Annotated in this window: 10 protein-coding genes; 8 read left to right on the top strand and 2 right to left on the bottom strand. The window is 71.5% G+C overall.

The annotated features are described in order from the left end of the window. Nucleotides 1-55: 55 nt before the first annotated feature. Complete coding sequence (locus tag G569_RS0143465) at nt 56-2,047, top strand: hypothetical protein (protein ID WP_157592720.1); 1,992 nt, start codon at nt 56-58, stop codon at nt 2,045-2,047. A gap of 99 nt (nt 2,048-2,146) precedes the next feature. On the opposite strand, the gene G569_RS56670 is transcribed toward G569_RS0143465, so the two are convergent. Continuing rightward, nucleotides 2,147-5,329: a glucodextranase DOMON-like domain-containing protein gene (locus G569_RS56670; RefSeq protein ID WP_053227865.1), complete on the bottom strand. Its 3,183-nt coding sequence runs from the start codon at nt 5,327-5,329 to the stop codon at nt 2,147-2,149. 128 nt (nt 5,330-5,457) lie between these two features. On the opposite strand from G569_RS56670, the gene G569_RS56665 reads away from it, so the two are divergent. The 4 genes from G569_RS56665 to G569_RS0143440 are packed head-to-tail and all read left to right on the top strand — an operon-like array spanning nt 5,458 to nt 8,255. Beyond that, on the top strand, nt 5,458-5,973 hold the full coding sequence (locus G569_RS56665) for an RNA polymerase sigma factor (RefSeq protein ID WP_053227864.1): 516 nt from the start codon (nt 5,458-5,460) through the stop codon (nt 5,971-5,973). A 55-nt stretch (nt 5,974-6,028) separates the two neighbouring features. Continuing rightward, the gene (locus tag G569_RS0143450; RefSeq protein ID WP_028068051.1) at nt 6,029-6,673 is read left to right on the top strand and encodes a hypothetical protein; all 645 of its coding nucleotides are present in this window, start codon (nt 6,029-6,031) and stop codon (nt 6,671-6,673) included. Beyond that, nucleotides 6,670-7,938 (top strand): hypothetical protein, encoded by a 1,269-nt coding sequence (locus tag G569_RS0143445; RefSeq protein ID WP_157592719.1) that lies wholly within the window; start codon nt 6,670-6,672, stop codon nt 7,936-7,938. Before G569_RS0143450 ends, G569_RS0143445 begins: the two co-directional genes overlap by 4 nt. Next, entirely contained in the window at nt 7,935-8,255 is a 321-nt protein-coding gene (locus G569_RS0143440) for a nuclear transport factor 2 family protein (RefSeq protein WP_028068049.1), read from the top strand. Before G569_RS0143445 ends, G569_RS0143440 begins: the two co-directional genes overlap by 4 nt. Here the strand turns inward: G569_RS0143440 and G569_RS0143435 are convergent. After that, nucleotides 8,252-8,629: a VOC family protein gene (locus G569_RS0143435; RefSeq protein ID WP_028068048.1), complete on the bottom strand. Its 378-nt coding sequence runs from the start codon at nt 8,627-8,629 to the stop codon at nt 8,252-8,254. The two genes, G569_RS0143440 and G569_RS0143435, sit on opposite strands and share 4 nt — an antisense overlap. A 132-nt stretch (nt 8,630-8,761) precedes the next feature. Between G569_RS0143435 and G569_RS0143430 the strand changes: the two genes are divergently transcribed. The 3 genes from G569_RS0143430 to G569_RS0143420 are packed head-to-tail and all read left to right on the top strand — an operon-like array spanning nt 8,762 to nt 12,210. Further along, nucleotides 8,762-9,463, top strand: a complete 702-nt coding sequence (locus G569_RS0143430; RefSeq protein WP_028068047.1) for a class I SAM-dependent methyltransferase — start codon at nt 8,762-8,764, stop codon at nt 9,461-9,463. 30 nt (nt 9,464-9,493) lie between these two features. Next, nucleotides 9,494-9,811 carry an STAS domain-containing protein gene (locus tag G569_RS56660; RefSeq protein ID WP_037503506.1) on the top strand — a complete coding sequence of 106 codons (318 nt, stop codon included), beginning with the start codon at nt 9,494-9,496 and terminating at the stop codon, nt 9,809-9,811. Further along, on the top strand, nt 9,808-12,210 hold the full coding sequence (locus G569_RS0143420; protein WP_028068046.1) for a SpoIIE family protein phosphatase: 2,403 nt from the start codon (nt 9,808-9,810) through the stop codon (nt 12,208-12,210). The genes G569_RS56660 and G569_RS0143420 overlap by 4 nt, the downstream gene beginning before the upstream one ends. The last annotated feature ends 25 nt before the right edge of the window (nt 12,211-12,235 follow it).

Raw genomic sequence — 12,235 nt, 5'->3', positions numbered from 1 at the left:
CGCTCGCTCGTACTCGGGAGGCATTGAAGCCCTATCCCAGAGTGGAGGTTCGGCCATGGCTGAACAAGATCGAGCGCTGCTCGATGAGGTAGTCGCCGGTGCGGACGCGATGGCGGCGCTGGCGCGGGACGAGGAAGTGTTCCGCGCCGCCGTCGACGCGTTCCGGGCGTACGACGGCGAGTCGATGGCGAAGCTGCTGGAGCGCCATCAGCTCGCCGAGCGCTGCGAGGTCGTGTGTCACTGGCTGCGCAGCAAGGAGGCGGTGATCCTCTGTCTGGAGCTCGCCGGCCCGCCGCTGCCCGACCTCGAGCCGCCGGACCCGCGCGAGTTCGCGGAGCTGGTGGCGAAGTTGACCGCCGACGAGGCGATGGTGCGGCTGATGGTCGACGCCGTCGAGGACCGCGACATCTCGTCCTGGCGGGCATTGATCGACAAGAACGGGATCGAGCGGTTCAGCCATCTGCTGTGCCACTGGGTCTGCACCGTGCACTACCGGCTGGTCTGCGAGGTCGTCTGCTCGCCGATTCTCGTCCAGCGGCCGCACCTCGGGCCCGAGCTCGTCGCGGCGGGCGCGGCGCTGAGCGAGCTCGCACGCGACGAGAAGACGTTCACCGAGGCGACCAAGGCCGTGCTCGCGGGCAGCTGCGAACAGCTCGGCTCCGTGCTGGAGGGCGGCGGGTTCGGGCGGTTCTGCTTCTTCCTGTGCGAGTGGTTCTGCAGCTGGCGCTGCATGCTCGTCTGCCTGCGGCTGTGCCGGATCTACCCGCTGGAGAAGCTCGCTTCGCCGCTGGATGAGATGCGCGAGTTCGCGCTCGCCGGCGGGGCGCTGGAGAAGCCCTCGCTCGAGCGGCTCACCGCCGCGTTCCTGCGCGAGGACACGGAGCTCGTGCAGTCGCTGGCCAAGGAGCTGCAGTTCGAGCGCTTCTGCGTCCAGTTCTGCCACTGGGTCTGCTTCCTGCGGTGCCAGCTGTTCTGCGTGTGCGTCTGCCCGCCGCGGACGATCGGCGTGTTCACGAAGATCGGCGGGCTCTTCTACGCGACGGATGTCGACAGCGGCGTCGGCGGCAGCGGCCTGACGGTCGCCGACTCGCGGGCGTTCTTCTCGACGCTGCGGCTCAACGGCGGCCTCTCGGTGGTCGACGGCGCGCCGCTGATCGAGTATCGCTTCGAGACGATCGCGACCGACGCGGCCGGCAACCCCATGGGCAGTTGGACGAAGGTCGACGGCGGCAAGATCGTGGCGACGAACATCGGCGCGTTCATCCGGCCGATCGTCGGCCCGCCGTTCATCGAGGTCATCCCGGTGTGGGTCAACAACCCGGCCTCGGGCGTCTTCAACATCACGCCCGACCCGGACGGCTGGATCCAGGTCCCGCCGCTGTTCCCGGTCCCGCCGATGGTCCCCGGCTCCGGCTGGCGCTTCGTGCCCGGCTCGGACCTGATCAACCTCAACACGCGCGCGCTGCTTCCGTTCACGGCGTCGGTCGACGAGACCGGGGTGGACGCCGGCGACGCGGCCAACGTGCCGGCGAGCGACGTCAACTACGGCGTCCGCATGCGGATCCGCGACCAGGGCACGTCCGGCTCCGGCACCGACGCCGGGACCTGCTCGCACATCGCGATCAACAACACCCACTACGACCACATCTCGCACCACCCGTACTGGCCCGGTGGCCTGTTCGGGGCGAGCGATGAGCTCGCGGTGGACTCGATCGGGATCGCCGAGCTCGAGAGCACGCCGTGCTCGACCCTGGCCAACAGCCTCACCGTCAAGTACACCGCCGCGCACCCGCACCTCGGCGCGGTCAGCGTGTGGCTCGAAGGCCCGGGCGGCCCGTACGCGTTCACGCTCGTGCCGGACGGCGCCGCGACGCCGGACAACCAGTTCGGTACCGCCAACCCGAACGGCTGGACGTTCACCAGCCTCCCGCCGTGCGCGTACCTGCTCAAGTGCTCGGTCGGCGTGCTGCTGACGACCGGCGACAGCGTCCCCGACGCGCTCGTGGACTACATCGCCTTCTGCAAGGGCAAGGCTCGCATCGGCTGATGCATACGACTTGCACACCGGTGCCAGACCCCGGTATGCAAGGTGGATACCAACGGTATACCGGGGTCTGGCCCCGGTATACCAGCGGTATGCAACGTGCTACGGGATCGTCACCGGGGTCAGGACGACCGGGTGCAGCGTGTAGTCGAGCTCGGCCGGGGGCGTGAACGTGTCCATCGCCTTCGGGACCGTGCCCGGGTTCACCGTGCAGTGCGGGTCGGAACTGGCCGTGGCGCAGACGCCGAACTGGAAGTCCTGCGGCGTCGACTGGAACCCGCGGGCCTGGTCGGAGCTGAAGCCGTCCTGGCCGGTCAGCACGACGGCGAAGCCCCAGCCGGAAGCCGGCGTCCCGAGGCTCGCCTTGGTCACGCTGAACGTGATGTAGCGGCTGACCTCGTTGCCGGTGATGTTGACCTGGCCGAGCGTCGCACCGCTCGCGTCGACGTACTGCTGGCCGAAGCCCTGGACCTCGATCCGCTTGGCCCAGGGAGTCGCGAGCGTGTAGTTGCGGCTCGTGAACGCGGCGCTCGTCGAGGTGGGCGAGGCGCCGGGGATGCTCACGTAGACGTCGACCAACTGCGCGCCGAGCGGCGAGCCGAACGTCGGCGACAGGTCACGCGTGCGGACGCGGAAGATGATCCGGTCGCCCGCGTCATAGACCTCGAAGCGCTGCAGGTCATACGCACCCGGCTTGAAGTTCGACGACGTCGGATAGGCGAAGTTGCCCGGGCCGTTGTCGTCGCCGTCCGGGTCGTCCTTGGAGAACAGCAGCGTGCCGGGCGCGAAGTCGAACACGACGGTTCGGATCGCACGCGCGGTGCCGCCGCTCTTGCTCGTGGCGACGATGTTGAGCACCGTGGTCCCGCCGGTGAGCGGGATCGGGATGCTGAACGCGCCGCTGCTGGGCACCGTCGCGGTGCGGGTCAGCGACGTGTGATCGTCCTGATTGACGGCGCTGACGGTGATCGTGTTGCCGGGCGTGCTCGTGCCCGTGACCGTCGTCGAGCCTGTCGCGGGGGACTTGTCCGGCGGGCCGGTGACGGTCAGCGCGGTCGTGCCCTGGGTGTGCTTGACGTAGCGGTCGTACGTCTCGGCCGGGCGGTCGAGCGGATCGCCCGAGCCGATGACCAGCATCAGCCGCACGAACTGGGCGGCGGACCATGTCAGCGCCGCCGCCGAGCCGACCGACTCGCCGTTGGTGAAGCCGATCGACGCGATCGTCGGGTCGGTGCCGAACGGGGAGCGCGCGAGGTCCGGCAGCTCCCACGCCTGCTCGGGGATCAGCCCGACGCCGTACGCCATCGCGGCCATCGCCTTCGCCCGCTTGAGCGCGTCGCCGGTGTCGCCCTGGCTGACCTCCCACTGCCCGCGCTCACCCGACAGGACCGGCCACAGGTGGCCGTTGCCCTTGTTCGAGGGCGCCCACGGGTGGCCGTCGGTCGAGCCGTCGCCGTACCCGTCGCCGTTGTAGCGGTAGAAGCCGTCGCCGTTGACGGTCGAGCGCTTGATCGTCGCGTCGACGACCTTCAGCGAGCGGACGATGTCCGGGTCGTTGGCCTTCATCAGGCCGAGCCGCGCGTACTCGAGGAAGCCGGCGTCGATGACCGCGCGCTGGTCGAGCGTGGGGCCGCCGTTGCCGACGTTGTACGTGATCGCCGCGTTCGGGTCACCGGTCTTGGAGAGCCGGATGAAGTACGGCTGCGGGCTCGCCGGGCCGTTGGTCGTCAGCGTCCACGTCTTCAGGTTGCGCTGGAACTCGTCGGCGACGCCGCGCCAGACCGCTGCGGAGTCCTTGTCGCCGTTCATGTCCGCGATCCTGGCCGCGGCGACCAGGCCCGCGATCTCGGCGCTGATCGTCGAAGGCGAGTAGCCGTCCTGCTCCTCCCAGCGCTCAGGCCCGAAGCTCGGCCCGTGCGTGGCGACGAAGTTCGCCGCGGGCTTGATGTGGGCGGAGTAGTAGTCCTTGCCCGTGAGGCCCACGGCGAGCGCCATCACCAGCGGGTAGGCGCACTCGTCGAGCTGGGTGTTGAAGCTGTCCGGCGCCTGCTTGCCGTTGGTCAGGCTGTTGCGCGGCATCGAGCCGTCGGGCAGCTGCTGGCGCTCGAACAGGAACCGGGTCATGTCCGTCGCGAGCTTGCGATCCCCGTCGAGGTAGGCCGCCGTCCACGCCTCGTAGAGGTCGCGGGCGAAGACCTCGCGATAGGAGCCGAAGTACGTGTTGGCGGGATCGCCGGCGGCGATCGCCTGGCCCCACGGGGACGCCATCGCGGCCGAGGTCGCGCCCGGGAACGTCTTGTCCGTGGCGGCCTTGACGTAGTTCGCGCTGACGTAGTACGTGTCGAGCAGGTTCTCCCACTCGTCGTGGTCGACCTTCTTGGGGCGCTTGGGCTCGACCAAGGAGTTGTCGTAGCGGTGCCAGCCGAGCAGGTACTGCAGCGCGGTGAACCACAGCGGCGTGTGCAGGATGGCCTTGGCCGTGCCGACCGCCTGCGCGGCGGTCGAGCCGAACGCCAGCGCGAGCGTGAACGTCCCGTCGTGGCCGAGCGCGACCTTGCCGGTCTGGGTCAGGTTGCCGGGCGCGGCGTCGGTGTAGAGGTTGGTGAGCTTGCGGCTCGTGTCGAGCTGCTTGAGGCCGTCGCTGGCGGCGCCCGCGTAGCCGTTGGAGACCTCGGTGAAGCCGCCGTCGAGGGCGGAGAAGACGGGCTGCGCGTAGTCGCGGTTGGCGGCGTTGGTCGCCGTGACCGTGTCCGAGCCGACGAGCACGTTGCCCTGGGTGGCGCCGGTGTCGGGGCCGCCGTTGCCGGAGCCGCCGCCGCCGTTGCCGTTGAGGGTCGGGTCGAAGCGCGCGTAGACCCTGTAGTCGCTCGCGCGGCCCTTCAGCGCCTCGAAGCGGCTGTGCAGGATCACCGCGGGGCGGTTGGAGTCCGTCAGGAAGTCGGTCGTGATGCGGTACTTGCGGCTCTTCGCGGTCGCGACGACTCGGCACGTCAGCGCTCGCTTGTCGAGCGCCTGGACCGTGTAAGTCATGTCGCGGGTCTGCAGGTCCGTGAACGTCGACCCGTCGGTGACGATGTACTGCAGCGTCTCGTTGTTGGTGTTGTCGTTGGTCGGGTAGTAGACGTCGCTCAGCACGCCGTCGGCGACCGTGAACCAGACCTTCGAGCGGTCCGTGAGCGCCGTTCCGACGCAGTCCTTGCGGGCCAGGTCGAAGTGCGACATCGCCCCCGGACCGTCCGTCGCGGGCGCCGCCAGAGCGGGCGCCGACCCGACAGCGAGCGCCACCGCCGTTAGGGCAGCAACGTTCAGGACACGTTCATACATACGCTCCTCCTCTCCGACGCTGACGTCGTCGTCGTTCGGAGCATGCACTATCCGGTCACAGTCTGCGCACCTTCGGCTACTACCGGAGCGTGGATGTCGCCGATCTCTATGACTCGATGTCGCAGTCGGTGCTCGTGTTCTTCACGCGCCGCACCTACGACGGCGAGGTCGCGCTCGACCTGACCGCCGAGACCTTCGCGCGGGCGCTCGAGGCGCGGTCGCGCTTCCGCGGCAACAGCGACGGCGAGGCCGCCGCCTGGATCTGGGGCATCGCCCGCAACGTCCTCGGCGAGTTCTTCAAGCGCGGGCGGGTCGAGCGGCGCGCGCTGCGCCGGCTCGGCCTGGAGCCCCCGGCGATGACCTCCGACGAGATCGAGCGCATCGAGCAGCTCGCGGGCGTCGAGACCTTGCGCGTCGCCGTCGCCGATGCCCTCGCCGCGCTCGCCGCCGACCAGCGTGAGGCGCTACGCCTGCGCGTCGTCGACGAGCTCGACTACCCGTCGGTCGCCCGCCACCTCGGCGTGTCCGAGCCGACCGCCCGTGCCCGCGTGTCGCGAGGGCTGCGCCGATTGGCCGCCGCGCTGGAACAGGAGCCGGCGACGTGACCCGCGAGCGCGCAAGGAGCTCGCGCCCGCGCGGCGCGGCGCGGAGGGACGCGGCATGAGCGGCGGCCGGACTCCCGAGGAAGTGCTCGCCGACTTCGGGCGCGACCTGCGGCGCGCGCAGGTGCCGCGGCGACGGCGGTGGCGGCGCGTGCTCGCGATCGCCGCGGTCCTGCTCGCCGGGGGCGGCGCCACCGCCGCCGCGACGAGCTCCTTGTGGGCGCCGTCGCCCCGCGTCTCCGTGACCGCGCGGCCTCAGGGCGCGCCGGTGCCGGACGCCGCGTCGCGGCCCGTCTACGTCGCCTCGGGCCGCGATTGGCGGCTGAGCGCGTCGGCGTGCCGGTTCGGCGGCCGGACGACGGTCGCGGTCTTCCTCACGACCGCGACGAGTGGGGCGGGGTGGCGGTGCAATGCGCTGTCGCCGGCGGTCGCGCGGGGCGTCGTGCCGCCGCCGACGCTGCTCGTCGAGCCCGGCCTGCTGTTCGGGGCGGCGCCGCCCGCGACCACGCACGTCGACGCGCTGGTGCTGGACATCGCGACCCGGAAGACCCGCCTGCAGCGCATCACGGCGCGGGCCGTCGACGACCCACGGACCGCCGTGTACGTCGCGCGCCTGCGCGGTGACGTGCGGCTGATCACCGTCGTCGGCACCGACGCCGACGGCCACCCGACGATGCGCTGTGACCAGGAGCTGTGCCGATGAAGCGAATCCTCGCCCTCGCCGTGCTGGCGCTCGCCGGCTGCGGCGCCGAGACCCAGGTCGCCGCACCGCCGAGACCGATCACGACATCGCCCCAGCTGAGCAAGGCCTGCTCGAAGCTGCCGCCGGCGCCGCCGCCGTCGACCGCGTTCCCGAGCCCCCGCCTGCAGATGGCGCTCGGCGTGCTGCGCCGCCCGAAGACCGCCCAGGACACGCCGCCGGCTGACGCCTTCCGCGACGCGCCGTTCGTCGGCGGCGTGATGCTCGGCTCCGCGCGCCGGGTCGCAGGGGGCTGGATCGTCCCGGTCGAGAGCGTGACGGCCCACCCCGTGCCCTCGGACACCTGCCTGCGCTCGATGGCGCCCGAGCAGCGCCGGCAGGTCCTCGCCTCGCTGCGCGACCCCACCCAGGTCGAGGGCGTCGTGCTGGTCAGCGCCGGCGGGCAACCCGCGCATCCCTGGTCGACCGACGACATCGTCGCCGGCCGCGCGTTCACCATCCAGGGCTGCACCGGGCCGATGCGCAACCGGATCACGATCTCCGGGATCGTTCCCGACGGCGCCGCGCAGGTCACCGTGACCGCCCGCGACGGCGGGATCATCCAGGCGGCGCCCACCGACAACCTCGTCGCCGTCGAGCGCGACCGCCCGGACTCGCCCGCCGGCCTGCCCGCCCACATCACGTCGACCACGACGGCCAAGCCGCTCGAGTACGCGATCGACCCGCGCACGACACGCCACCTCGACGAGCCGTGCGAACCGCCGTCGAAGCAGAGCCTCGGCCAACGGTTGGAGCCGCCCGCCGAGCTCCCCGGCGGCGCCCGGCTGGAGCTCACCACGAGCCGCTGGCAACCCGAGGACTCCGGTCCGCTGCTCGCGGGCGCGACCACCCGCAACGGCGGCCGCCGCTGCCTGCTGATCGACAGCGAGAAGCGCCTGCGCGCGGGCGGGTCCGCCCATCGCTTCTGCGTCGCCGACGCCAAGCTCAAGGCCGAGCGCTTCATCGTCCACGCCACCCGCCTTCCGTCCGGCGACGTGATTCTCGAGGGCTTCGTCGACCGCGACCGGATCAGCTACGTCTTGGTCGAGCGCTCCACGGTCGCCTCCGGCGCCTTCGTCCTGCGCCCGGCCAAACGCAGCGGGGCGTTCTTCATCGCGATCCGCGGCAAGCACGCGCGAGGCGGCACCTTCACGCTGCACGCCGCCCGCCGCGGCGCCCCGGTCCGCTACACGGGCATGCGGACGGCGCGCTTGAATCCGAGTCCATGACCCTCGAGCCCGCGATCCAGCAGGTCTTCGACGCCACCAACCGCGCCGACTCCGACGCGTTCGTGGACGCTTTCGCCGCCGACGGCACGATCGACGACTGGGGCCGCACCTTCACCGGTCACGAGGCGATCGCGGGCTGGAACGCCAACGAGAACATCGGCGTGAACGCCCACATCGAGCCGGGCGAGGTCACCCGCGACGGCGACGCGATCAAGGTCGGCGTCACCGTCTCGGGCGACGGGTACAACGGCGGCGGCGCCTTCACGTTCACGCTCGCGCCCGGCGGCAAGGTCGCGCGCATGGTGATCACCGGCTAGCCGGAATACGGCGCCGTGATCGCCTCGAAGTAGTTGCCGGCGGGGTCGAGGAAGTAGACGCCGCGCCCGCCGTGGTTGTGGTTGATGCCCGCCTGCGAGCGTCGCGGGTCGGCCCAGTGGTCGAGGCCGAGCGCCTCCAGTCGCGCGACGAGGTGGTCGAACGTGGCGTCGTCGACGAGGAAGGCGAGGTGGATCGGCGCCACCTCGCCGCCCGGCGGCACCGCGAACTGCACCAGTTCGCCGCTCGACAACCGGACGACGGCGAAGGGGCCGGCCTCCTCGGGCTCGGCCAGGTCGAAGAGGTCGCAGAGGAAGCGGGCGGACTCGAGCTTGTCGGTCGCGCCGAGGATCGCGTGGTTGATGAGGACACTCACGCGCCCTAGCATGCCGTCTCGACGCCTCTGCGCATCCACCGGAACAGCATCGCCGCCGGCTAGGACCGGCAGTACCTCACCGTCCTAGTCAATGACGGGCGCGACACCGCGCCCCGTTCCGGAGAACCCGAATTGCTTCAAGACGAGTGGTACGTCGGCTTCCACACGGGCCTGGCAGCGCGCTTCTGGCGCGCCGCGGGGGCCACGATGGCGCAGGCCGACCTCGCAGTGATCACGCAGCTCCTGCCCGCCCCGCCCGCGCGCGTCCTGGACGTGCCCTGCGGCGACGGGCGCATCGCCGACCCGCTCCAGCACGCGGGCTACGACGTCACCGGTGTGGACATCGTCCAACAGGACCCGCGCTTCGTGCAGGGGGACCTGCGCGCGCTGCCCGACGGCCTCGGCACGTTCGACGCCGTCCTGAGCTGGGGCAACAGCTTCGGCTACACCACCCCCGAAGAGACCCAGCGGTCGCTCGACGGGTTCAAGCGCCGGCTCAACCCGGGCGGTCGCCTGATCCTCGAGTCGCTGACGGTCGCGGAGGGCTTCCTCACGCGTGAGCTGGCCCCGACCGCCGACTACACGTTCGGCGGCATCACGATGTCCGCGACCAACACCTACAACCCGCGCAAGAGCCGGCTCGAGAGCGAGTGGGTGTTCACGGACGAGGACGGCCGCACCGAGTGCGCGAGCGGCGCCCACCACGTCCACACGACCGGCGAGGTGGTGCGGATGCTGCACCACGCCGGGTTCGAAACGGTCGAGCTCAAGGGCCCCGACGGCGCCCAGGAATACCGCCTCGGTGAGTACCGGATGATCGCCGTGGCAAGTTAGACGCCCGATGGGCGTGAGAAGATCGCGCCCGTGGACGAGTTCTCGGTCTCGCGCCGCCGTGCCGGCGACGCCATCGTCGTCGCCCCGGTGGGCGAGATCGATCTCGCCACCGTCCCCGTGGTCGAGGCCGAGATCGCCGCCGCGATCGACGAGACGCCGGCGCTGGTCCTCGACCTGCGCGACGTGACCTTCATCGACTCCGCGGGCTTACGCCTGGTGCTGGAGACCTCGCGCAAGGCCGCCCCGTTCAGCGTGGTCCGCGGCCCGCGCGAGGTCCAGCGGGTGTTCGGGCTCGTCGGACTCGACGAGCGCCTCGACATGCTCGACGAGCCGCCGCCTGGCGCGTGAAGCGTTTCGACGCCACCGTCGCAGGCGTCGTCCTGATCTTCGCGCTCGCCTACCTCGACGCGGCGTGGGAGGGGACGGTGATCGCGGCGACGGTCGTGATCGGCCCGTTCCTGACGGCGATCTTCGCCAGCGTCCGCAACACCGCGCTGGTGGCGGCCTTCGCGGTCCTCAGCGCGATCCTCAGCGGCGGCTACAACGACAACTACGGGTCGAGAGACTACTTCGTTCGGCTCGGCGCGACGATCGCCGGCGGCGCGTTCGCGATCCTCGCCGCCCACGCGATGCGCCGCCTGACCGCCGACCAGCACCGCTTCGCGCTGCTCAAGGGCGCCGCCGAGCTCGCCGACACCGCGAACACCATCCCCGAGGTGGTGGAGCGCGTCGGCGAGCTGCTCGTGCCCGCGTTCGCCGACATCTGCGTGATCGACGTGCGCAGCGGCGACCACGTCGAACGCATCGGCGTGATCTCCAGCGAGCCGGACGCCGCCTACGTCGAGCAGCGGCTCAGAGCCCGCGGCCCGGCGACGATCGAGGCCACCGCGCTCGTCCGGCCGGTGCTCAAGGAGCACGTCGACGAGGCGTTCCTGCGCGCCAACGCCCACGACGAGGACGACTATCGCTTCCTGCGCTCGCTCAACGAGCGCTCGCACATCAACGTCCCGCTGCGCAGCCGCGGGCGCAACGTCGGCACGCTCGCGCTGCTCGGCGTGCACCGCTCCTACGGCCCGGTGGACCTCGAGCTCGCCCAGCTGATCGCCGGCCGCATCGGCCTCGCGCTCGACAACGCCGGCCTGTTCGCCGAGCTCGAGTCGCTGCAGCTGCGCCTGACCACCGCGCTCGACACGCTCGCCGAGGCCGTGACGATCCAGGACACGGACTTCAAGACGATCTACCTCAACCAGGCCGCGCGCGCCGCGTTCGGGAACACGCAGGACATCCCCGCCGACTTCATCTCCTTCAACGAGGACGGCACGCCGCTGGACTTGAACGACCTGCCCGGCCGCAAGGCGCTGGCGGGCGAGACGCCGGAGCCGCGGCTGATCCGGTCGATCAGCCGCGAGACGGGCGAGGAGCGCTGGCGGCTGGTGAAGGCCTCCGCCGTCGAGGGGGACCCGCGCCTGGCGGTCAACGTGATCGAGGACGTGACCGACGTCAAGCGCGCCGAGCTCGGTCAGCGGTTCCTGGCCGAGGCCGGCGCGGTCCTCGCCTCCGGCCTCGACCACGAGCAGACCCTCGCCGCGATCGCCGACCTCGCCGTGCCCGGGCTCGCGGACTGGTGCTCGGTGACGGTCCCCGCCGGCGACTGGCTGCGCACCGTCGCGGTCGCGCACGTCGACCCGGCCAAGCGCGAGTTCGCCGCGGAGTACGACCGCCACTACCCGTCACCGGTCGACGGGCCGATCGGCGCGCCCCAGGTCCTGCGCGACGGGTCGAGCCAGTTGATCGGGCCGATCGACGACGCCTTGCTCAAGCAGGCGATCGCCGACCCCGTGCAGCGCGCCGCTCTGGAGAGCCTCCGGCTGCGCTGGGTGATGGTCGTGCCGATGGTCGCCGGCCCGCGGATCATCGGCGTGATCAGCTTCGTCAGCTCAGAGTCCGGCCGGCGCTTCACCACGGCCGACCTCGAGCTCGCCGAGGAGCTCGGCCGCCGCGCGGGAACCGCGGTCGAGAACGCCCGCCTCTACCAGGAGCGCTCGCACATCGCCGCCACGCTCCAGCGCGGCCTGCTGCCCGACGAGCTGCCCGCGATCCCCGGCCTCCAGGTCGCCTCGCTGTACCGCCCGGCGGGGGAGGAGAACCTCGTCGGCGGCGACTTCTACGACGCGTTCGAGACGCCGACCGGCTGGATGCTCCTCGTCGGCGACGTGACCGGCCGTGGCGCCGAGGCCGCCGCGCTGACCGGTCAGGCGCGCCACACGCTCCGCACGGCCGGGATGCTCCTGGGCGATCCCGCGGCGGCGTTCGAGCGGCTCAACCGGGCCCTGGCCGACCGTGCCGAGCTGACCCCGTGCACGGTCGCGCTGATCCACGTCGCCCCCGACGCGCGCAGCGCCGAGATCCTCTGCGCCGGGCACCCGCAGCCGCTGCTCCTGCGCGACGGCGACGTGCGCCCGGTCGGCCGCTTCGGCGCGATGCTCGGTGCCTGGGCCGACGCCCAGTGGACCGCGGAGCGCATCGACCTGCGGCCGGGCGACACGCTCGTGGCCTTCAGCGACGGCGTCACCGACACGGTCGGCGCGGACGGCCGCTTCGGCGAGGAACGGCTGCTGGAGGCGCTGCGCGACGTCACCGGAGCGGCCCGCGCCGTCGCCGCGATCGACAATGCGCTCAACGCGTTCCAGAAGGGCGATCAAGCCGACGACACCGCCGTGCTGGCTCTGGATATCCCGACCACTTGACCTGACGATTCGCACCCGAAAGGAT

Origin of the sequence: Solirubrobacter soli DSM 22325, from assembly GCF_000423665.1 — a bacterium.
GTDB classification, from domain to species: domain Bacteria; phylum Actinomycetota; class Thermoleophilia; order Solirubrobacterales; family Solirubrobacteraceae; genus Solirubrobacter; species Solirubrobacter soli.
This window is presented reverse-complemented; position numbering and strand designations above follow the sequence as displayed.